At 64.6% G+C, this 21,954-nt stretch carries 20 protein-coding genes; 13 read left to right on the top strand and 7 right to left on the bottom strand.

Translation table 11 applies throughout. From position 1 onward, the window contains the following. Positions 1 to 383: 383 nt before the first annotated feature. The 5 genes from RTH46_RS01780 to RTH46_RS01760 all read right to left on the bottom strand — a co-directional run bounded on the left by RTH46_RS01780 (position 384) and on the right by RTH46_RS01760 (position 5,299). Entirely contained in the window at positions 384 to 1,169 is a 786-nt protein-coding gene (locus RTH46_RS01780) for a MetQ/NlpA family ABC transporter substrate-binding protein (protein ID WP_110992090.1), read from the bottom strand. Between the two features lie 160 nt (positions 1,170 to 1,329). Beyond that, positions 1,330 to 2,298, bottom strand: coding sequence for a sigma 54-interacting transcriptional regulator (locus RTH46_RS01775; RefSeq protein ID WP_316904915.1), 969 nt, complete (start codon positions 2,296 to 2,298; stop codon positions 1,330 to 1,332). A 63-nt stretch (positions 2,299 to 2,361) separates the two neighbouring features. Next, positions 2,362 to 2,943, bottom strand: a complete 582-nt coding sequence (locus RTH46_RS01770) for an alpha/beta hydrolase (RefSeq protein ID WP_153785470.1) — start codon at positions 2,941 to 2,943, stop codon at positions 2,362 to 2,364. A gap of 186 nt (positions 2,944 to 3,129) precedes the next feature. After that, positions 3,130 to 3,768 (bottom strand): peroxiredoxin, encoded by a 639-nt coding sequence (locus RTH46_RS01765; RefSeq protein WP_110992087.1) that lies wholly within the window; start codon positions 3,766 to 3,768, stop codon positions 3,130 to 3,132. Between the two features lie 166 nt (positions 3,769 to 3,934). Continuing rightward, positions 3,935 to 5,299 (bottom strand): OprD family porin, encoded by a 1,365-nt coding sequence (locus tag RTH46_RS01760; RefSeq protein ID WP_316904914.1) that lies wholly within the window; start codon positions 5,297 to 5,299, stop codon positions 3,935 to 3,937. Between the two features lie 494 nt (positions 5,300 to 5,793). Between RTH46_RS01760 and tauA the strand changes: the two genes are divergently transcribed. From tauA to tauD, 4 genes are all read left to right on the top strand, one after another. Beyond that, positions 5,794 to 6,765: a taurine ABC transporter substrate-binding protein gene (gene tauA / locus RTH46_RS01755; RefSeq protein ID WP_125465987.1), complete on the top strand. Its 972-nt coding sequence runs from the start codon at positions 5,794 to 5,796 to the stop codon at positions 6,763 to 6,765. 14 nt (positions 6,766 to 6,779) lie between these two features. Then, positions 6,780 to 7,574 (top strand): taurine ABC transporter ATP-binding subunit, encoded by a 795-nt coding sequence (gene tauB / locus RTH46_RS01750; RefSeq protein WP_153785468.1) that lies wholly within the window; start codon positions 6,780 to 6,782, stop codon positions 7,572 to 7,574. Beyond that, the gene (tauC, locus tag RTH46_RS01745; RefSeq protein ID WP_316904913.1) at positions 7,571 to 8,407 is read left to right on the top strand and encodes a taurine ABC transporter permease TauC; all 837 of its coding nucleotides are present in this window, start codon (positions 7,571 to 7,573) and stop codon (positions 8,405 to 8,407) included. Before tauB ends, tauC begins: the two co-directional genes overlap by 4 nt. A 62-nt stretch (positions 8,408 to 8,469) precedes the next feature. Further along, positions 8,470 to 9,303, top strand: a complete 834-nt coding sequence (gene tauD / locus RTH46_RS01740; RefSeq protein WP_316904912.1) for a taurine dioxygenase — start codon at positions 8,470 to 8,472, stop codon at positions 9,301 to 9,303. A 115-nt stretch (positions 9,304 to 9,418) separates the two neighbouring features. Here the strand turns inward: tauD and betT are convergent, their stop codons facing one another. Both betT and epsC read right to left on the bottom strand, forming a co-directional pair. Continuing rightward, positions 9,419 to 11,380: a choline transporter BetT gene (gene betT, locus RTH46_RS01735; protein WP_178125761.1), complete on the bottom strand. Its 1,962-nt coding sequence runs from the start codon at positions 11,378 to 11,380 to the stop codon at positions 9,419 to 9,421. A 323-nt stretch (positions 11,381 to 11,703) separates the two neighbouring features. Beyond that, the gene (epsC, locus tag RTH46_RS01730) at positions 11,704 to 12,642 is read right to left on the bottom strand and encodes a serine O-acetyltransferase EpsC (protein WP_316904911.1); all 939 of its coding nucleotides are present in this window, start codon (positions 12,640 to 12,642) and stop codon (positions 11,704 to 11,706) included. Between the two features lie 341 nt (positions 12,643 to 12,983). Between epsC and tcyJ the strand changes: the two genes are divergently transcribed. From tcyJ to RTH46_RS01685, 9 genes are all read left to right on the top strand, one after another. Further along, positions 12,984 to 13,790: a cystine ABC transporter substrate-binding protein gene (tcyJ, locus tag RTH46_RS01725; protein ID WP_316904910.1), complete on the top strand. Its 807-nt coding sequence runs from the start codon at positions 12,984 to 12,986 to the stop codon at positions 13,788 to 13,790. Next, a complete protein-coding gene (tcyL, locus tag RTH46_RS01720; RefSeq protein ID WP_153785462.1) occupies positions 13,787 to 14,455 on the top strand; it encodes a cystine ABC transporter permease in 669 nt (222 codons plus the stop codon). The genes tcyJ and tcyL overlap by 4 nt, the downstream gene beginning before the upstream one ends. A gap of 2 nt (positions 14,456 to 14,457) precedes the next feature. Beyond that, on the top strand, positions 14,458 to 15,219 hold the full coding sequence (gene tcyN, locus RTH46_RS01715) for an L-cystine ABC transporter ATP-binding protein TcyN (protein ID WP_153785461.1): 762 nt from the start codon (positions 14,458 to 14,460) through the stop codon (positions 15,217 to 15,219). A 294-nt stretch (positions 15,220 to 15,513) separates the two neighbouring features. Beyond that, the gene (locus RTH46_RS01710; RefSeq protein WP_316904909.1) at positions 15,514 to 16,755 is read left to right on the top strand and encodes an SfnB family sulfur acquisition oxidoreductase; all 1,242 of its coding nucleotides are present in this window, start codon (positions 15,514 to 15,516) and stop codon (positions 16,753 to 16,755) included. A gap of 86 nt (positions 16,756 to 16,841) precedes the next feature. Then, entirely contained in the window at positions 16,842 to 18,023 is a 1,182-nt protein-coding gene (locus RTH46_RS01705; RefSeq protein WP_316904908.1) for an SfnB family sulfur acquisition oxidoreductase, read from the top strand. Further along, a complete protein-coding gene (locus tag RTH46_RS01700; protein WP_316904907.1) occupies positions 18,023 to 19,414 on the top strand; it encodes an LLM class flavin-dependent oxidoreductase in 1,392 nt (463 codons plus the stop codon). The genes RTH46_RS01705 and RTH46_RS01700 overlap by 1 nt, the downstream gene beginning before the upstream one ends. Beyond that, complete coding sequence (locus tag RTH46_RS01695; RefSeq protein WP_125465998.1) at positions 19,407 to 20,207, top strand: MetQ/NlpA family ABC transporter substrate-binding protein; 801 nt, start codon at positions 19,407 to 19,409, stop codon at positions 20,205 to 20,207. The genes RTH46_RS01700 and RTH46_RS01695 overlap by 8 nt, the downstream gene beginning before the upstream one ends. A 1-nt stretch (position 20,208) precedes the next feature. Beyond that, a complete protein-coding gene (locus RTH46_RS01690; protein ID WP_153785457.1) occupies positions 20,209 to 21,318 on the top strand; it encodes a methionine ABC transporter ATP-binding protein in 1,110 nt (369 codons plus the stop codon). Beyond that, positions 21,308 to 21,952 (top strand): methionine ABC transporter permease, encoded by a 645-nt coding sequence (locus tag RTH46_RS01685; RefSeq protein WP_125466000.1) that lies wholly within the window; start codon positions 21,308 to 21,310, stop codon positions 21,950 to 21,952. Before RTH46_RS01690 ends, RTH46_RS01685 begins: the two co-directional genes overlap by 11 nt. The last annotated feature ends 2 nt before the right edge of the window (positions 21,953 to 21,954 follow it).

Genomic DNA, 21,954 nt, shown 5'->3' with positions numbered 1-21,954 from the left:
CTTTATTGCATATCTATATCACCGCCTGTTTTCCTCGGAAATTTCCCGCCTCAGGTTGGGACCTTTCTTACGAATCGCCCCTCAAACAGGTTTCAAACTGTGACTTGCATGGCCCATCAAACTTACAAGGACGAAAACGATGAACAGCCCCTGCTCACCTGCTGCGAATGAACAATTGCTTTGGCTGCTGGCCCTGCGCCGGGCGCTGGGTGGTCAACCCTGATCTGTTGGCAAAGCCGGTGCCATCTACCGCGGTGCTGCAATCGCGGGGCAAGCCCGCTCCCACGTTCCATTCATGCTCGCAAGATAAGACCGACAAAAACAAAAACGCCGACGCAAGATGCGTCGGCGTTTTTCGTTTCAGGCTTGGCTGATACCACGTGTCAGAACGCCGGCAGTACCGCGCCCTGGTACTTCTTGGCGATGAACGCCTTCACTTCCGGGCTGGTCAGCGCCTTGGCCAGTTTCTGGATGGCCTCGCTGTCCTTGTTGTCCGGGCGGGCCACCAGGAAGTTCACGTACGGCGAGTCGGCACCCTCGATCACCAGGGCATCCTTGGCCGGGTTCAGGCCGGCTTCCAGGGCGTAGTTGGTGTTGATCATGTCCAGGTCGACCTGGTCCAGCACGCGCGGCAGCATGGCCGATTCCAGCTCGCGGAACTTGAGCTTCTTCGGGTTCTCGGCGATGTCTTTCGGCGTGGCCAGGGCGTTCTTCGGGTCTTTCAGGGTGATCAGCCCAGCCTTCTGCAGCAGGAGCAAGGCGCGGCCGCTGTTGCTGCCTTCGTTGGGGATGGCGACGGTGGCGCCTTCCTTCAGCTCGGCCAGGGACTTGACCTTCTTCGAGTAGCCACCGAAGGGTTCGACGTGCACGCCGATCACGGTCTCCAGGTGGGTACCTTTGCCTTCGTTGAAGTTCTGCAGGTAGGGCAGGGTCTGGAAGTAGTTGGCGTCCAGGCGCTTCTGGTCGACCTGCACGTTGGGCTGCACGTAGTCGGTGAACACTTTGATCTGCAGGTCGACGCCTTCTTTGGCCAGGGTCGGCTTGATCAGTTCGAGGATTTCAGCGTGGGGTACCGGCGTGGCGGCGACCACCAGTTTCTCGGCGGCAGAGGCCAGGCCTGCAAACGAAAGGGCGGCGGCCAGGGCGGTGGTCAGCAGGGTCTTTTTCATGGTGATCCTTGTTATCGAGCTGGGCCATCGCAGATGGCTACGTCAGGTGCCCATCCGTTCGGGTGGGCGTGAAACGGACGATACCGGGATTTTTTATTCCGGAACAATATCTTTTATTTAGCTGCTTATTCCAAAATCAAATGGCCATCAATGCCTTTGCTTATGAGGCGTCTGGCACCGCTCCAGGTGCGGGCTCGTCCAACTGCGCCAGGCTGTCGCTCAGCAGCTGGCGCAGGGCCCCGAGGGTCTGCGCCTCGCGGCTGCGGCTCAGTTGCCCGAGCTGGCGGGCCAGGCTGGCCAGCGGGCTGGCGTCCGGCAGGTCAAGGTGCTCGGGGAGGATCTCCTCACCGTCGCTGACCAGCAGGGCAAAGTGGATGACGTTCTCCAGCTCGCGGGTATTGCCCGGCCAGGCATGGGCTTCCAGTGCCTGCTGGGCGGCCTCGCTGATCAAGGCCAGCGGCCGGTCCAGGCGCACGCTGTAGATACCGACGAAGTACTCCGCCAACGGCAGGATGTCACCGACCCGCTCGCGCAACGCCGGCAGCTCCAGCTCGCCTTCATGCAAGTAATGGTAGAGCCGCTCGTTGAAACGCCCGGCCTGCACCGCCTTGGCCAGATCGATACTGGAGGCGGCGACCAGGCGAACGTCCACCGGCTGCGGCTGGGCGGCACCGACGCGGGTCACTTCGCGGTTTTCCAGCGCCGCCAGCAACTTGCCCTGGATCGTCAACGGCAGGTCGGCGATCTCGTCCAGGTACAAGGTGCCGCCGTTGGCCGAGCCGAACCAGCCAGCGCGGCTGCTGGCGGTACCGCCTTGGCTACCGGCGCTGTAGCCGAACAGTTCGGCGTCGGCATAGGTCGGGCTGATGGCGGCGCAGTTGACCGAGACGAACAGCCCCGCGCGGTCACTGGCGCGGTGAATCTGCCGCGCCAGCAGCTCCTTGCCGGTGCCGGTTTCGCCACGGATCAATACCGGCAGCGGTTGCGGTGCCAGGCGTTCGAGGGCCTGACGCAGCACCTGTGAGCGCGGGTCGACGAACACCAGCGCCTTGGCGCGGATACTCAGCGGGCTCTTGTCCAGTTCAGGGAAGGTCAGCAGTGGCTGGCCGAAAGGGGTGTGAAAAGTCATGGAAAACTCCCGCCCCGGTCGCATGCAGCCGGGGCTCAAGGCATTCGTGGAACGGCCGGCGGATCAGGCGCGCCGCAGCGCACGCTGGTCGATCCGGGCCTGCAGGCGGAACAGGTAGGCGAAGCCCTGTTCCCAACGCTCGTGGCCGGACTTGACGTTGATATGCCCGGCGTTTGCCAGCAGCCCCGCCTCGGCATCCCAGGCGCGCGCCAGGTGCAGGGCCCGTGGCACGCTCACCGCCGGGTCGTTGTCAGAGCTGACCACCTGGCTTGGGAATGGCAGCGCCTGCAACGGGATCGGTGCGAAGTTGCGCAAGGCCGGCGCGCAGTTGGGCCGCTCGACATCGGCCGGCGCCACCAGCAGCGCGCCACGCACCCGCCGCAGCAGGCTCGGGCTGGCCTGGGCGGCCCAGTGGGCGACCGTGATGCAACCCAGGCTGTGGGCAATCAGAATCACCGGCGAGCATTCGGCGGCGATCGCCTGCTCCAGTGCCTGCACCCAATCGCGCCGCTGCGGGGTGAGCCAGTCCTGCTGCTCGACCCGGGCGCTGTTGGGCAGGCTGCGCTGCCAGTGACTCTGCCAATGGTTGTCTGGCGATCCTTGCCAGCCCGGCACAATCAGGTAACGAATCGACTCATTGCGCATGGGGACGCCTCCGAAAGTTTGCGTGCTTGGGGTGCAAGTATAAGGAGGCAGTTATATCCGTAAAGGAATAAGAAGCTATTTATTAATAACCAAAATCATGAGCCAGTGAACGACGCCCATAAAAAAGGGCCGTCGAAACGGCCCAAAATCCCTGCTATGGCTAAGAGCATTACAACGAGGATTCGTTTAACGATTGGGTTGCGGCGTCAGGCGCAGATAAGGTTTCACCGCCCGATAACCTTTCGGGAAGCGCTGCTTGATTTCGTCCTCGTCCTTGAGCGACGGCACGATCACCACCTCATCACCGTCCTGCCAGTTGGCGGGGGTGGCGACCTTGTGGTTGTCGGTCAGTTGCAGCGAGTCGATCACCCGCAGGATCTCGTTGAAGTTGCGCCCGGTACTGGCCGGATAGGTGATGGTCAGGCGCACCTTCTTGTTCGGGTCGATGACGAACAGCGAGCGCACCGTGAGGGTGTCGCTGGCGTTGGGGTGGATCAGGTCGTACAGGTCGGACACCTTGCGGTCGGCATCGGCGATGATCGGGAAATTGACCACGGTGTTCTGGGTTTCGTTGATGTCATCGATCCAGCGGTGGTGCGAGTCGACCGGGTCCACCGACAGGGCGATGGCCTTGACCCCACGCTGGGCGAAATCATCCTTGAGCTTGGCAGTCAGGCCCAGCTCGGTGGTGCATACCGGGGTGAAGTCGGCCGGGTGGGAGAACAGCACGCCCCAGCTGTTGCCCAGCCATTCGTGGAAGCGGATCTTGCCGGCGCTGGAATCCTGTTCGAAATCGGGGGCGATGTCGCCGAGTTTGAGGCTCATGGAAGCGGCTCCTGTGCTGTGTCTGGCCTGGATGGGTTCAATGTGCCTGCTTCCGAATAAAAATAAAAAGAATAAATATCGATTTATTTATAACCAGAACGCATACGAAATGACAGGCACAAAAAAGCCTCGCACTAGGCGAGGCTTCTTGTTTTGCAGCTACGACTTACATGAAGGCGTAAGTGTAGTTGACGATGAAGCGAGTCTGATCCTGGTCGGCGCTGCTTTCGATGCCTTCACCACGGTACACGCCTTGACGCAGGCTGAAGCCCAGGCCTTTAAGGGTACCTTGCTGGATGGTGTAGTCGACGCGAGCGTCACGCTCCCACTCGTCGTAGGTGCCGTGGCCCGACTTGTAGCGGACATCGTCACCACGCAGGTAAGCGACCGATGCCTTCAGGCCGGGTACGCCCAGCGCAGCGAAGTCATAGGAGTACTGACCGAAGTTGGTGTTCTCGCCAGCACGGGCGAACTGGTTGATCATGCTGTCGGTGAACAGGTAGAAGCTCGAGCCGCCGGCGCCTTCAGGACGGTTGTTGCCGTCGCGCACAGCGCCCTGGTTCAGCCAGACGAAACCACCGTCGTCGCCGACTTGCTGGCGACCCAGCATGAGCGCGTGGCCGCCCAGGGTGTAGGTGAACATGGCGGACCAGGTCTTGTTGTCGACCTTGCCGGTGTTCTTGGCGTAGCCGCCGTTGTTATCGAAGCCGTAGATGCCGACGTCGCCGTTCTTGCCGTCGCTGCTGCTGTCGAAGTAGCGCAGGTCAGTCTTGAACGATTGGTTGTCAGCGATCTTGAAGACGTGGGTCGCACCGAGGAAGTGCTGCTTGTAGAAGTCTTCCAGGTTCGAGTAGTAGTACTGCAGGGTCAGGTCTGGAGTGAGCTTGTAGTCCAGACCGCCGAAGCGGAATTTGTTGCTGTCGGCGAAGGCGCCGGAGACGGACAGACCGGTACGGTTGCTCGAAGCACGGCCCATGGCGTGGGTCAGCTGACCGGCGTTGATGGTCAGGTTGTCGATTTCCTTCGAGGTGACGGTGCCACCTTCGAAGGTCTGCGGCAGCAGACGGCCATCGTTGGCGACCAGGATCGGCAGGTTAGGTGCCAGCGCGCTACCGAAGTGCGCTTCGGTCTTGGAGAAGCGAGCCTTGGCATTGGCACCGACACGTGCCCACTGGCTTACCGAGGAGCCATCGCTGTCGTCTGGGAGGAAGCCAGCCTTGTGGTAGCCCTTGCCGCCATCCAGGTGGATACCCCACACGGCCTGGGCATCGACACCGAAGCCTACGGTACCTTCAGTGAAGCCGGAGATGTAGTCGAGCTTGAAACCTTGACCGGTTTCACGCTGATCCGGGCGCTGGCCGGGCAGACGAGTCGCGGTAGCCGGAGTGCCGTGCGCTTCGCGGTTGTTGTTGTCGAAATACATGGTGCGCGAGCTCAAGGACACTTTGCTGTCCTCGATGAAACCTGCAGCGCCTGCTTGTTGGGCGAGAACCCCCAGTGCCACGGCCAGGGCCAGGCTGGACTTGTACATGTTTTGCTCCTCTACGTTCTAATTTTTGTGCGTCACAAGCGGCGGGATCTTTTGCCCCACTCGCCCGGGATTGGCGATTTAGCACCAATGCGTGACCGCCAAGTCAATGCTCAACGATCGATTCGCGACTTTGGTCTAAGTCGCCGTCCTGCGCTACAGGATAATGACAATCCTATAAATCCAAAATGACCGTTTTATGAATCTGTAAGACTTTTACGGAATAACATTGGAACCTTTACTGCGAAAGGTTGTATCGACGGCGTCAATCATACCTTTAGGTTATGTGCAAACGTTTGGCGACCCCTCTACCGCAAGCCCCCCCGGCCGGGACCGAAAAAGGCTAGCAGCCCTTTTCCATTCCGCCAGCCTCCGCTCCCCTGCCCCTTAAAGCGTTTGGCTCCTAAGCTAATGCAAAAAAGTTATTTATTTCTAATTTCTTAGATCATCTAGTCTTCTCGCCATCCATAACCCAATTGCCTGACGAGAGGCTCACCATGATCCCGCATGCCCCGCTGCGCCTGTTCGCTGCCCTGACCCTCGCCGGCACCAGCTGGCTGGCCCAGGCCGCCGACCTGACCGTCGCCTACCAGACCACCGTCGACCCGGCCAAGGTGGCCCAGGTGGATGGCGACTACGAGAAAGCCAGCAAGGCCAGCATCGACTGGCGCAAATTCGACAACGGCGCCGACGTGATCACCGCAGTGGCCAGCGGCGACGTGCAGATCGGCTACCTTGGCTCGAGTCCCCTGGCCGCCGCCGCCACCCGCAAGCTGCCGGTCGAGACCTTCCTGATCGCCACCCAGATCGGTGCCGGCGAGGCACTGGTCGCCCGTGACAGCATCAAGACCCCGCAGGACCTGGTGGGCAAGAAAGTCGCCGTGCCGTTCGTTTCCACCGGCCACTACAGCCTGCTGGCCGCGCTCAAGAGCTGGAACATCGACCCCACCAAGGTGCAGATCCTCAACCTGGCGCCGCCGGCAATCATCGCCGCCTGGAAGCGCGGCGACATCGACGCCACCTACGTCTGGGACCCGGCCCTGGGCGTGGCCAAGGAGAACGGCAAGGTGCTGATCACCTCCGGCGAGCTGGCCGAAAAAGGCGCGCCGACCTTCGATGCCTGGATCGTGCGCAAGGACTTCGCCGCCAAGCACCCGGACATCGTCAAGTCGTTCGCCAAGGTGACCCTCGACGCCTATGCCGACTACCGCAAAGACCCGAAAGCCTGGCTGGCCAACCCGGACAACGTCGCCAAGCTGGTCAAGCTGTCAGGGGCCAAAGCGGCGGATATCCCGGTATTGCTGCAAGGCAACGTCTACCCGCTGGCGGACGACCAGGCCAATGCCCTCGGCGCACCGACCACCCAGGCGCTGACCGACACCGCCACCTTCCTCAAGCAACAAGGCAAGGTCGATGCGGTACTGCCGGACTACTCGCCCTACGTCAGCAAGCAATACCTGCCCAACTAAGACCGGAGCCCGTCATGGCCTTGCTTGAACTGGAGCGCATCAGCGCACAGTACCCCGGCGCCAGCACTCCGGTGCTGGCCGACATCAACCTCAGCCTGGGCCCGCGCCAGCTGCTGGTGGCCCTTGGGCCATCCGGCAGCGGCAAGACCTCGCTGCTCAACCTGATCGCCGGTTTCGTTGCCCCCAGCGCCGGGCGCATCACCCTTGACGGTGCCGCCGTGCAAGGGCCGGGCGCCGACCGTGGCGTAGTGTTCCAGGACGACGCCCTGCTGCCGTGGCAGGACGTGCTGGCCAATGTCGCATTCGGCCTGCAACTGGCCGGTGTACCCCGTGCGCAGCGTGAGGCCAAGGCCCGCGAGATGCTGGCGCTGGTCGACCTGGCCGGCTTCGGCGACCGGCACATCTGGCAGTTGTCCGGTGGCCAGAAGCAGCGCGTGGGCCTGGCCCGGGCGTTGGCCGCCGACCCTCGGGTGCTGCTGATGGACGAGCCGTTCGGCGCCCTCGACGCCTTCACCCGCGAACAGATGCAGGAGCTGCTGCTGCAGGTCTGGCAGCGCACCGCCAAGCCGGTGTTCCTGATCACCCACGACATCGAAGAGGCAGTGTTCCTGGCCACCGAGCTGGTGCTGCTGGCGCCCAACCCCGGGCGCGTGGTCGAACGCCTGCAGCTGGACTTCGGCCAGCGCTACGCCGCCGGCGAGCCGGCGCGGGCGATCAAGTCCGACCCACGCTTCATCGAAACCCGCGAGCACGTGCTGGCGCGGGTGTTCTCGCAACGCGAATCCGCCCGCCGAGAGGAGTCTGCATGAGCAGCCTGGACCTGCCTGTCGCGGCCAAACGTGACGCCAAACCTGCCCCTGGCAAAGCCCGCCAGCCCCTTTCCACCCGCTGGATCAGCACCCTGACCCTGGCCACCCTGCTGCTGGTCTGGTGGCTGGTGACGGCCGCCGGCTGGGTCGAGCCGCTGTTCCTGCCGCCGCCCGCCGACATCCTGGCCAAGGCCTGGGCCCTGCTCACCCAGGGCTACATGGACGCCAGCCTGTGGCAGCACCTGGGCGCCAGCCTCGGCCGCATCGGCCTGGCGCTGGTGGCCGCGACCCTGACCGCCATCCCGGTCGGCCTGGCCATCGGTTACAACCGCGTGGCCCGCGGCATCCTCGACCCGTTGATCGAGTTCTACCGGCCGATCCCGCCGCTGGCCTACCTGCCATTGATCGTGATCTGGTGCGGCATCGGCGAGCTGTCCAAGGTGCTGCTGATCTACCTGGCGATCTTCGCCCCGATCGCCATCGCCACCGCCACCGGCGTGCGCACCGTCGACCCGACCAAGCTGCGCGCCGCGCAATCTCTCGGCGCGACCAAGGCCCAGCTGATCCGCCACGTGATCCTGCCCAGCGCCCTGCCCGACATCCTCACCGGCGTGCGCATCGGCCTGGGCGTGGGCTGGTCGACCCTGGTCGCCGCCGAGCTGATCGCCGCCACCAGCGGCCTGGGCTTCATGGTGCAGTCGGCGGCGCAGTTCCTGGTGACCGACGTGGTGGTGCTGGGGATCCTGTTGATCGCCCTGATCGCCTTCGCCCTGGAGATGGGCCTGCGCGCCTTGCAACGCAAGTTGGTGCCCTGGCACGGGCAGAGCCATTGATCAATCGCGGGGCAAGCCCGCTCCCACGCGACCCTGCGATCAGACCTACTATCGAGACCGACATGAGCCTGACCATCACCCCTCTCAGCCCGGCCCTGGGCGCGCAGATCAGCGGCGTCGACATCAGCCGCGACATCACCCCGCAACAGCGCGATGCCATCGAGCAGGCGCTGCTCCAGCACCAGGTGCTGTTCTTCCGCGACCAGCCGATCAACCCCGAGCAACAGGCGCGCTTCGCCGCCCGCTTCGGCGACCTGCACATCCACCCGATCTACCCCAACGTGCCGGAAACCCCGCAGGTGCTGATCCTCGACACCGCCGTGACCGACGTACGCGACAACGCCGTGTGGCACACCGACGTGACCTTCCTGCCGACCCCGGCCCTGGGCGCGGTGCTCAGCGCCAAGCAGCTGCCGGCCTACGGTGGCGACACCTTGTGGGCCAGTGGCATTGCCGCATTCGAGGCACTGTCGGCGCCGTTGCGCGCGATGCTCGACGGCCTGACCGCCACCCATGACTTCACCAAATCCTTCCCGCTGGAGCGCTTCGGCACCACGCCGGAGGACCTGGCGCGCTGGGAAGCTACCCGGCGCAACAACCCGCCGCTGTCGCACCCGGTGGTGCGCACCCACCCGGTCAGCGGGCGCAAGGCGCTGTTCGTCAATGAAGGGTTCACCACGCGGATCAACGAGCTGAACGAGTATGAAAGCGAGGCGCTGCTCAAGCTGCTGTTCGCCCATGCGACGCGGCCGGAGTTCAGCATTCGCTGGCGTTGGCAGGAGAACGACGTGGCGTTCTGGGATAACCGCGTGACCCAGCATTTCGCGGTGGATGACTACCGGCCCAATCGGCGGGTGATGCACCGGGCGACCATTCTGGGGGATGTGCCGTTCTGATATCTGGCGATCTGCAGGGGCCTTCGTGGGAGCGGGCTTGCCCCGCGATGGCTGTGGTGAATCCACCATCGCAATCGCGGGGCAAGCCCGCTCCCACGTAGCCTGCGTTGAATCCTCAACGGACCAGATGCAGGTACTGCATGTGCCGCTCGTACTGATCGAGGATGTCGTTGATGATCTGCTCCTTGCTGTAGCCCACCAGGTCGTAGTTCTGGCTGCCCTCGCTCAGGTGCACCTCCGCCCGGTAATAACGGCGGTTCTTCAAGTCCTGGGTACCCAGCCCACCGAGGGCGAACGACGGTGTGAAGTACCCGCGCATCTGCACCTGGTAGATGAACGGCTGCTCATCGCCATGGCCGATCTTCAGGCTGACGTTGTCATGGCTCGGGTCGTCCTGGGTAATCAGCACCAGGCCCTTCTGCTCGAACACCTCGCGCACCTCGGCAATCGCCGGGCGCACCACGTCGTCCATGAAGCGGTACACCTCGTCGCGTGACGGGAAATGCACGGCCTGGCTCAGGCGCTGGCGCCAGCCGCCACGGCCGCGCCGCGACTGGGCGAACGGGGCCAGCGAATGCATCTGTGCGATCTGCCGCTGGCTCTCCAGGTAGAAGGCCTTGTGCAGCCCCCACATCATGCACAACAGGATCAGCGAGAACGGCAGCGAGGTCAGCACCACCGCAGACTTGAGCGAGTCGATGCTGCCGGCGAACAGCAGGGCACTGGTGATCAGCGCAGTCATCGCCCCCCAGAAGATCCGCAGCCAGTTCGGCCCGTCTTCGTCGGCGCCGCCACCCTTGGCCGACAGCGTCGACAGCACCACGGTGCCGGAGTCGGCCGAGGTGACGAAGAACACGAAGCTGATGAACACCGTCACGGCGATCACCGTCTTGCTCCACGGGTAGGTTTCCAGCAGCAGGTACAGGCTCATCGACGGGTCATCCAGTGCCGACTGGCCCAGCGCGGTCATGCCGTGGTTGATCACCTGGTCCAGCGCGCTGTTGCCGAAGATCGACATCCACGCCAGGGTGAAGCCCAGCGGGATCAGCAGCACGCCGAAGACGAACTCGCGGATGGTGCGCCCGCGCGAAATACGCGCGATGAACAGGCCCACGAACGGCGCCCAGGCAATCCACCAGGCCCAGTAGAACACCGTCCAGCCACCCAGCCAGTCACGGTTTTCACCGTAGGCGTACACGTCGAAACTCTTGCGCGGCAAGGCGCCGAGGTAGTCGCCGAGGTTCTGGATCAGGGTGTTGAACAAGTGCTGGGTGGGCCCGGCGAACAGTACGAACAGCAGCAGCGCGCAGGCCAGGAACAGGTTGATGTCGCTCATCACCCGCACGCCCTTCTCCACCCCGGCGACCGCCACGGCCACCGCCGCGCCCATCATCAGGGTGATCAGCAGCACCTGCACCCACTGGCTGTGGCTGATGCCGAACAGGTAGTCGAGCCCGGCGTTCAGGTGCAGCACGCCGAAGCCCATGTCGGCACCCAGGCCGAACACCGTGGCGATGATGCCGAAGCCGTCCACCGCGTAGCCGATCGGGCCGTTGATGCGCTTGCCGATCAGCGGGTACAGCGCCGACCGCAGCGCCAGCGGCAGGTTGTGGCGGTAGGCGAAGTAGGCCAGCGCCATGCCGACGAAGGCGAACACGCCCCAGCCATGCAGGCCCCAGTGCAGGAACAGGATCTGCATCGCCTGGCGCCCGGCCTCGGCCGTGCCCGCCTCGCCCTGGGGCGGCTGGAGCATGTGGGTCAGGGGTTCGGAGACACAGAAGAAGAACAGCGTGATGCTGATGCCGGCGGCGAACAGCATGCCCGCCCAGGACAGGTAGCTGAACTCGGGTTCGTCGTGATCGGCGCCGAGCTTGATCTTGCCGTAGCCGGACACCGCAGTGACCACCACGAACACCAGGTACAGGGTCATGGCCAGCATGTAGTACCAGCCGACGGTGTTGGCCGCCCAGTTCTGCGCCGCCAGCAACCACTCGCCGGCCGCTTGCGGCATGGCGATGACCACCAGGCCGAACAACAGGATGAAACTTGCCGCGAAGTAGAAAACCGGGGGGTTCATGCGGATCTTGCCGTTGGCAAGGCCAGGCGTTGGTGCACTCATCGGGCGTGCACCTCGTCAAAGGACGTGAGGTTCGGATTGTACGGGTTCAGCAAAGGAATCCTCCTGTTGAACACCGGCAATGGACCAGCGTTTTACATTGAACAAGCGTTCAAGTTAAACATGGATCGGATTTCAATGCGACCCGATGCCGCTGGGTGGGGCCTGTGTGAGGGACATCGTGGGAGCGGGCTTGCCCCGCGATTGCAGTGTCCGGCCCACCTTTGCAATCGCGGGGCAAGCCCGCTCCCACGCACCTTACAGCACGCGCCATACACACGATGTTAGAGGGCCTTCTTGCCCTCGCAATCCAACTGCAAATTAGCCTGGGTAATGTTGCTCTCGGCCGGCACGCTGCGGGTCAGCCACACGTTGCCGCCAATGGTCGAGCCCTTGCCGATGGTGATGCGCCCCAGAATGGTCGCTCCGGCATAGATCACCACGTCGTCCTCGACGATCGGGTGGCGCGCCAGGCCTTTGTGCAGGGTGCCCGACTCGTCGCTGGGGAAGCGCTTGGCCCCCAAGGTTACCGCCTGGTAGATGCGCACCCGCTCGCCGATGATCGCTGTCTCGCCGATGACCACGCCGGTGCCGTGGTCGATGAAGAAGCTCGGGCCGATCTGCGCACCGGGGTGAATGTCGATGCCGGTGGCCGAGTGCGCCAGCTCCGAGCTGATCCGCGCCAGCAGCGGCAAGCCGGCCCGGTACAGGTGATGGGCCAGGCGGTGGTGGATGATCGCCAGGATGCCCGGGTAGCACAGCAGCACCTCGTCGACGCTGCGCGCCGCCGGATCACCGTGGTAGGCGGCCAGCACATCGGTGTCGAGCAGCACGCGCAAAGCCGGCAGGGCGGCGGCGAAGTCCTGGACCAGGCGCAGGGCATGGGCGTCGACGTCGGTGACGTCGGTCTTGCCGTGGCGCGCCGCGTAACGCAGTTCCAGGCGAGCCTGGGCCAGCAGCGCGGTCAGCGCGGCGTCGAGGGTATGCCCGACGTAGAAATCCTCGCTTTCCTCGCGCAGGTCCACCGGGCCCAGGCGCATGGGGAACAGCGCGCCGCACAGTTGCTCGAGGATCTGGCGCAGCGCCTCGCGCGACGGCAGCTCGCGGCCGCCCTGCTCGCCGCTGCTGCGGCCATTGCTGCTGCGCCATTGCTCACGGGCGCTGCGCAGGCCGCTGACGATGCCCTGCAGTTGCCAATGGGCTGTTGATGGTTGTTCGCTCACGGTGAATCTCCTGCCAGGCCTTGTGCTGATGCTTGGATTTTTCTGGCGTGGGAGCGGGCTTGCCCCGCGATGGTGCTATCGCGGGGCAAGCCCGCTCCCACGAGTGGATCAACGATACGTCAAATCCCCCCCTTGGAAAAAACAACGCTTTATTCCATCCTGCGCTAAGTCAGGCATAAGCAACGCTGACGGGGTGTCCATTCGTGGCTACCCTCAACCCTGCCATGGGATGGCAATTTGCACGCATGGAATAACAACCGGATTTTTTATTATTTCCAGGCCTATACAGCCCAGCTTTATATTTGCCACCCACTACTTCCACAACAAGCGCGGGGCCACACATGTCCAAATTCGCCAAACCCCTTCTCAATGCCAGCCTGGCGCTGCTGCTCGGCGCCGGCCTGCTCGGCCAGGCCTTCGCCGGCGAGCAACTGAAGACCATCCAGGAAAAAGGCGTGATCAACGTCGGCCTGGAAGGCACCTACCCGCCCTTCAGCTACCAGGATGAAAACGGCAAGCTGGCCGGCTTCGAAGTGGAGCTGTCGGAACTGCTGGCCAAGGAACTGGGGGTCAAGGCCAAGGTGCAGCCGACCAAATGGGACGGCATCCTTGCCGCGCTGGAGTCCAAACGTTTGGACGTGGTGATCAACCAGGTGACCATCTCCGAAGAGCGCAAGAAGAAGTACGACTTCTCCGAGCCTTACACCGTCTCGGGCATCCAGGCCCTGGTGCTCAAGGGCAGCGACAACGAGAAGACCATCAAGACCGCCGCAGACCTCGGTGGCAAGAAGGTCGGCGTCGGCCTGGGCACCAACTACGAGCAATGGGTGAAACAGGACGTGCCGACAGCCGATGTCCGCACCTACGAAGATGACCCGACCAAATTCGCCGACCTGCGCAACGGCCGTATCGACGCCATCCTGATCGACCGCCTGGCCGCACTCGAGTACGTCCAGAAAACCGCCAAGGACAAGAAACCGACCGCGCTCGCCGGCGAAAAATTCTCCAAGCTGGAATCGGGCGTGGCCCTGCGCAAGGGTGAACCCGAGCTGCTGGCCGCACTCAACAAGGCCATCGACAAGCTGAAGGCTGACGGCACCCTGGCCAAGCTGTCCGAGAAATACTTCGGTGCCGATGTCACCAAATGATTGCTGAAAGCCTGCAACTCGTTGCCGATTCCACGCCCTTCCTGCTGAAGGGCGCTGGCTACACGGTGCTGCTCAGTGTCGGCGGCATGTTCTTCGGCCTGGTGCTGGGCTTTGCCCTGGCACTGATGCGCCTGTCGAAGATCCTGCCGCTGGACTGGCTGGCACGCATCTACGTCTCGTTCTTCCGTGGCACGCCGCTGCTGGTGCAGCTATTCGTGATCTATTTCGGGTTGCCGCAGATCGGTATCGAGCTCGACCCGATCCCGGCCTCGCTGATCGGTCTGTCGCTGAACATGGCGGCGTACATCTGCGAAATCCTGCGTGCGGCGATCTCTTCGATCGACCGTGGCCAGTGGGAGGCCGCGGCCTCCATCGGCATGACCCGCACCCAGGCCATGCGCCGGGCGATCCTGCCGCAGGCGCTGCGCACCGCGCTGCCGCCGCTGGGTAACAGTTTCATCTCGCTGGTCAAGGACACCGCCCTGGCGGCGACCATCCAGGTGCCCGAACTGTTCCGTCAGGCACAGCTGATCACGGCCCGGACCTTCGAAGTGTTCACCATGTACCTGGCGGTTGCGGTGATCTACTGGATCCTCTGCAGCATCCTCGCGCACTTCCAGAACCGCATGGAAGCGCGGGTCAACCAGCACGACCAGGAGCACTGACGATGATCGTAGTAGAAGGCCTGACCAAGCGGTTCAAGGGCCAGACCGTGCTCAACGGCATCGACCTCACCGTACAACCGGGCGAAGTGGTGGCCATCATCGGCCCCAGCGGCTCGGGCAAGACCACCTTCCTGCGCTGCCTCAACCTGCTGGAAACGCCCGACGCCGGGCGCATCCAGATCGGCGATATCAGCATCGATGCCAACCGCCCCCTGGGCGGCCAGCAAAGCGCGATTCGCCGCCTGCGCCAGCAGGCCGGGTTCGTGTTCCAGAACTTCAACCTGTTCCCTCACCGCACGGCGTTGGACAACGTCATCGAAGGACCGGTGATCGTCAAGAAGACCCCTCGCGACAAGGCCATCGAACTGGGCAAGCGCCTGCTGGCCAAGGTCGGTCTGGCCGGCAAGGAAGATGCCTACCCCCGGCGCCTGTCCGGTGGCCAGCAGCAACGGGTGGCCATTGCCCGTGCACTGGCCATGGAGCCGGAGGTGATCCTGTTCGACGAGCCCACCTCGGCGCTCGACCCCGAACTGGTGGGTGAAGTGCTGGAGACCATCCGCGGCCTGGCCGAGGAAAAGCGCACCATGATCATCGTCACCCACGAGATGAGCTTTGCCCGCGATGTCGCCAACCGGGTGATCTTCTTCGACAAGGGCGTGATCGTGGAGCAGGGTGAGGCCAAGGCGCTGTTCGCCAACCCCAAAGAGGAGCGTACGCGGCAGTTCTTGCGCAAGTTCCTCGGCACCACTGCCGCGCAAGACTGATCCACCGCAATCGCGGGGCAAGCCCGCTCCCACGCTGATTTGCATGGCGTGGGAGCGGGCTTGCCCCGCGATTTTTTTTGACCCTTGAGTTCTTCTATTGATATTCCCAAACGTTAGTTCATAAAGAATTTACAAACGATTAGGGTATATAAACCGGACCACCGGACCAGCAAACGTCTGCCGACCTCACCCCGAGGCGGCACAGTCAACTTTTGTGAGGTAAGGAATGGTCAGGATCACAATCACCCCAGTGGCCAACGCCAGGGCATTGAGTGCAGCCAAGGAGCGGCACTGATGTCCAGCCAGCCAACTACCCAATCGCACAGCGACACCGACAGCTCGCCCCTGCTGCTGCCCGCCAAGGTGCTGCAGAGCGACCAGGAGGCCCTGCAGGCCGCCCGTGAACTGGCCGAAGTGGCCCGCCACAACGCCGCCAGCCGCGACCAGCAACGCAAGCTGCCGTGGGCCGAAATCGAACAGTTCACCCGCAGCGGCCTGGGCAGCATCAGCATTCCCAAGGCCTACGGCGGCCCGGAAGTGTCGTTCGTGACCATCGCCGAAGTGTTCCGCCTGATCAGCGCCGCCGACCCTGCGCTGGGGCAGATCCCACAGAACCAGTTCGGCATCCTGCAACTGGTGCGCCTTACCGCCACCGAAGCGCAGAAACAGCGGATCTTCCGCGCCGTGCTCGACGGCTGGCGCATCGGCAATGCCGGGCCGGAGCGCGGCACCAAGGACACCCTGACGCTCAAGGCACGCATCACCCGCAAGGGCGACGACTTCAGCATCAGCGGCGAAAAGTTCTACTCCACCGGCGCCCTGTACGCCCACTGGGTGGCGGTCAAGGCATTGGACGACGAAGGCCGCCAGCGCCTGGCGTTCGTGCGCCGTGGCAGCCGCGGCCTGCGCATCATCGACGACTGGTCGGGCTTTGGCCAACGCACCACCGCCAGTGGCACCGTGCTGCTGGACCAGGTGCCGGTGGACGCCGACCTGGTTGTGGATAACTGGCGCCAGCGCGATGTACCGAACATCCAGGGCGCGGCCTCGCAACTGATCCAGGCGGCCATCGACGCCGGTATCGCCGAAGCGGCCATTGAGGACGCGATCACCTTCGTGCGCGAGAAGTCGCGGCCGTGGATCGAAGCCAAGGTCGAGCGCAACAGCGACGACCCTTATGTGATCGCCGACATCGGCCGCCTGAAGCTCGACCTGCATGCCGCCGAAGCGCTGCTGCGCAGGGCCGCCAAGGTGCTCGACGAGGTCAACGCCGGCCCCATCGACGATGCCGCTGCCGCGCGGGCCTCGATCGCGGTGGCCGAGGCCAAGGTGCTCACCACCGAGATCTCGCTGCAGGCCAGCGAGAAGTTGTTCGAGCTGGCCGGCAGCCGCGCGAGCCTGGCCGAGTACAACCTCGACCGGCACTGGCGCAACGCCCGGGTGCACACCCTGCACGACCCGGTGCGCTGGAAGTACCACGCGGTCGGCGCCTACTACCTCAACGGCAGCCTGCCAGCCCGCCATTCCTGGATCTGATTTTCGGCCCATCGCGGGGCAAGCCCGCTCCCACGGTTCAGATGTGGGAGCGGGCTTGCCCCGCGATGGGGCCTTCGGAGAGCACCATGACTGCATCCCTCATCACCAGCGACGCCCAGGCCCTGGCCGTCGCCGAAGAACTCGCCCACCACCTGCGCCAGGACAGCGCCGTGCGCGACCGCGAACGCCGCCTGCCTCACGCCGAACTCGAACGCTTCGTGCACACCGGCCTGTGGGGCATCAGCGTGCCCAAGGCCTTTGGCGGCGCCGGCGTGTCCAGTGCCACACTGGCCAAGGTCGTGGCCCGCATCGCCCAGGCCGACGCCTCGATCGGGCAGATCCCGCAGAACCACTTCTACGCCCTGGAAGTGCTGCGGGTGAACGGCACCCCCAAGCAACAGAAACGGCTTTACGCCGAGGTCCTCGCCGGCCGGCGCTTCGGCAATGCCCTGGCCGAAATCGGCACCAAGAATGCCCACGAACGCACCACGCGCCTGACCCGTGACGGCGAGCATTACCGCATCAACGGCCGCAAGTTCTACTGCACCGGGGCCATTTATGCCCAACGCATCCCGACCTTGGTGATCGACGAACAGGACGCGCAACACCTGGCGTTCGTACCCGCCGACAGCCAAGGCATCGAAGTGATCGACGACTGGAGCGGCTTCGGCCAGCGCACCACCGGCAGCGGCTCGGTGGTGTTCGACAACGTGCCGGTGCGCGCCGAAGACGTGGTGCCGTTCGGCAGCGCCTTCGAGCGCCCGACCACGGTCGGCCCGCTGGCACAGATCCTCCACGCCGCCATCGACACCGGCATCGCCCGCGCCGCCTTCGAAGACGCCCTGCACTTCGTGCGCACCCGCAGCCGGCCGTGGGTCGACTCCGGCGTCGACAAGGCCAGCGACGACCCACTGACGCTGAAGAGCTTCGGCCACCTGGCGATCCGCCTGCACGCCGCCGAAGCGTTGCTGGAGCGCGCCGGCGAAATCCTCGACATCGCCCAGGCCGACAGCACCGCCGACACCCTCGCCGCAGCCTCCATTGCCGTGGCCGAGGCGCGGGCGATCAGCACCGAAATCTCGCTGGCCGCCGGCACCACCCTGTTCGAACTGGCCGGCAGCCAGGCCACCCTGGCCGAGCACAACCTCGACCGCCACTGGCGCAACGCCCGGGTGCACACCCTGCACGACCCGGTGCGCTGGAAGTACCACGCCATCGGCAACTTCTACCTCAACGACGAGAAGCCGCCGCGTCGGGGGACCATCTGATGGCCAAGCAGATCCTGCTCAATGCCTTCAACATGAACTGCATCGGGCATATCAACCACGGCCTGTGGACCCACCCGCGGGATACTTCGACCCAGTACAAGACCCTCGACTACTGGACCAACCTGGCCCGCCTGCTGGAGCGCGGGCTGTTCGACGGGCTGTTCATCGCCGATATCGTCGGCACCTACGACGTGTATGGCCAGTCGCTGGACGTAACACTCAAGGAGTCGATCCAGCTGCCGGTCAACGACCCGCTGCTGCTGGTCTCGGCCATGGCTTCGGCAACCCGGCACCTGGGCTTCGGCCTTACCGCCAACCTCACTTACGAGGCGCCCTACCTGTTCGCCCGGCGCCTCTCCACCCTCGACCACCTGAGCAACGGCCGGGTCGGCTGGAACATCGTCACCGGCTACCTCGACAGCGCCGCCCGGGCCATGGGCCTGGAACAGCAACCCGAGCACGACCGCCGCTACGACCAGGCCGACGAGTACCTGCAGGTGCTGTACAAGCTGCTCGAAGGCAGCTGGGACGACGATGCCGTGGTCGCCGACCGCGCGCAGCGTGTGTATGCGCGCCCGGACAAGGTGCACAAGGTCACCCACCACGGGGAGTTCTACGACGTCGAGGGCTACCACCTCTGCGAACCCTCGCCGCAGCGCACCCCGGTGCTGTTCCAGGCCGGCAGTTCGGCCCGTGGCCTGGCCTTTGCCGGCAACCACGCCGAGTGCGTGTTCATCAGCGGCCAGGACAAGGCCGCCACCCGCGCCCAGGTCGACAAGGTGCGTGCAGCGGCGCAGGCCGCCGGCCGCGACCCGCAGGCGGTCAAGGTATTCATGGGCATCACCGTGATCGTTGCCGCCTCCGAGGACCAGGCCCGCACCCTGCACGCCGAGTACCTGCACTACGCCAGCCCCGAGGCCGGTGTGGCGCACTTCGCCAGCTCCACCGGCATCGACTTCTCGCGCTACGGGCTGGACGAGCCGATCGGCTTCGCCAAGGGCAATGCCATCCAGTCCGCCACCCGCCAGTTGCAGGACAGCGCCTGGACCCGCCGTCGTCTGCTGGAGCAGCACGCCCTGGGCGGGCGTTACGTAACCCTGGTCGGCAACCCCGAACAGGTCGCCGTGCAACTGATCGGCTGGCTCGACGACACCGGCCTGGACGGTTTCAACCTGACCCGCACCGTCACCCCGGAAAGCTTCGAGGCCTTCATCGACCTGGTCGTCCCCGAACTGCAGCGCCGTGGCCGCTACAAGACCACGTACGCCGAGGGCACCCTGCGCGAAAAGCTGTTCGCCAGCGACCACCCGCACCTGCCCGCCGACCACCCCGGATCCACCTACCGCAACACCCACACCCCTGCCCCGACTGGAGCCCTGCACCATGCTTGAGAAACTGTTCCGGCCCGTCGCGGCCATCGCCCTGGGCCTCGGCCTGTCCGCCGCCGCCTTCGCCGCCGAGCCACTGAAGATCGGCACCACCGCCGCCTTCGCCATCCCGCTGGAAGCGGCTGTGGCGGAAGCCCATAAACAAGGCCTGGAAGTGAAGCTGATCGAATTCAGCGACTGGATCGCGCCGAATGTCAGCCTCAACAGCGGCGACATCGACGTGAACTACTTCCAGCACATCCCCTTCCTGGAAAACGCCAAGGCCGCCGCCGGCTTCAACCTGGTGCCCTACGCGCCGGGGATCATCAACAACGTCGGCCTGTACTCGAAAAAGTACAAAAGCTTCGCCGAATTGCCCGAAGGCGCCAGCGTGGCCATCGCCAACGACCCGATCAACAGCGGCCGTGGCCTGCAGCTGCTGGCCAAGGCCGGGCTGATCACTCTCAAGCCAGGCGTGGGCTACAAGGCCACCGAAGACGACATCATCGCCAACCCGAAGAAGATCAAGATTCTCCAGGTCGAGGCGGTGCAGCTGGTGCGCGCCTATGACGACGCCGACCTGGTGCAGGGCTACCCGGCCTACATCCGCCTGGCCAACACCTTCGACGCCACCTCGGCGCTGCTGTTCGACGGCCTGGAGAACAAGGAATACGTGATCCAGTTCGTCATCCGCCCGCAGGAGAAGAACGACCCGCGCCTGGCCAAGTTCGTCGACATCTATCAGCACTCGCCCGCCGTGCGCGCAGCCCTGGACAAGGCCCATGGCAAGCTGTACCAGGCCGGCTGGGAAGGCTGACATGAGCCAGGCCAGCGCCCTCAGGGCGCTTCCCACCCAATCAGTACCGCCCAGGGCACCTGAACAAGTGCTGCGCCCGGAGGTGAACCAGGCCCATGTGCGCTTCATCGGCCTGGGCAAGACCTACCCGGGCCAGGCGCAACCGGCGCTGCAAGGCATCGACCTGAACATCCGCCGCGGCGAGATCTTCGGCATCATCGGCCGCAGCGGCGCCGGCAAGTCGTCGCTGCTGCGCACCATCAACCGCCTGGAGCAGCCAAGCCAAGGCCGGGTGCTGATCGACCAGGTGGACATCGCGCCGTTCGACGAAGACCGCCTGGTGGCCCTGCGCCGGCGTATCGGCATGATCTTCCAGCACTTCAACCTGATGTCAGCCAAGACCGTGTGGCAGAACGTCGAGCTGCCGTTGAAGGTGGCCGGCGTGAGCAAGCCCGAGCGCCAGCGCAAGGTGCGCGAGCTGCTGGAGCTGGTGGGGCTGGCGGAAAAACACCACGTCTACCCGGCGCAACTGTCCGGCGGGCAGAAGCAGCGGGTCGGCATCGCCCGGGCGCTGGTGCACGACCCCGAGATCCTGCTGTGCGACGAGGCCACCTCGGCGCTCGACCCGGAAACCACCGCATCGATCCTCGAGCTGCTGCGCGACATCAACCAGCGCCTCGGCCTGACCGTGGTGCTGATCACCCATGAGATGGCGGTGATCCGCGATATCTGCCAGCGCGTGGTGGTGCTCGAGCGCGGCGAAGTGGTCGAGCAAGGCGAGGTGTGGCAGGTGTTCGGTTCGCCACGCCACGAGGTTACCCGCACCTTGCTCGCGCCCTTGCAGACGCGCCTGCCCGCCGCCTTGCAGGCCAGCCTGCGGGCCAGCCCGGCCAGCCGTGATGCGGCCGTGGTGCTGCGCCTTCAGCTGGTCGGTGAACCGGAGCTGAGCACGCTGCTCAGCGACCTGGGTGGCCGCGTGCGCCTGCTTCAGGGCGGCATCGAAACCATCGGCGAGCATGCCCTGGGGCAGCTGGTCCTGGCCGTGCGCGGCTCAGCGCTGGACACTCATCAATTGCTCGAACGCGCCCGGCGCTGGGCAGCGGATGTGGAGGTACTGGGCCATGTGGATTGATCGCCTGCTGCAAGGCTTGCTCGACACCCTGCTGATGGTCGGCGTGTCCTCGCTGGTGGCGCTGCTGGTGGGGGTGCCGATGGCGGTGCTGCTGGTCACCAGCGACAAGGGCGGGATCTTCGAGGCGCCGGCGCTCAACCGGGTGCTGGGCGCCATCGTCAACCTGTTCCGCTCGATCCCGTTCCTGATCCTGATGGTCGCGCTGATCCCCTTCACCCGCCTGGTGGTCGGCACCACCTACGGCGTGTGGGCGGCCGTGGTGCCGCTGACCATCGCCGCCACGCCGTTCTTCGCGCGGATTGCCGAGGTCAGCCTGCGCGAGGTCGACCATGGCCTGATCGAAGCGGCCCAGGCCATGGGCTGCCGGCGCTGGCACATCGTCTGGCATGTGCTGCTGCCTGAGGCGTTGCCGGGGATCGTCGGCGGTTTCACCATCACCCTGGTGACGCTGATCAACTCGTCGGCCATGGCCGGGGCGATCGGCGCGGGCGGGCTGGGGGATATCGCCTACCGCTATGGCTATCAGCGCTTCGACAGCCAGATCATGCTGACGGTGATCGTCATGCTGGTGGCGCTGGTGGCGGTGATTCAGCTGGGCGGGGACCGCTTGGCCAAGGGTTTGAACAAGCGTTGAGC

This window comes from Pseudomonas sp. zfem004, assembly GCF_032621715.1.
Classification (GTDB): domain Bacteria; phylum Pseudomonadota; class Gammaproteobacteria; order Pseudomonadales; family Pseudomonadaceae; genus Aquipseudomonas; species Aquipseudomonas sichuanensis.
This window is presented reverse-complemented; position numbering and strand designations above follow the sequence as displayed.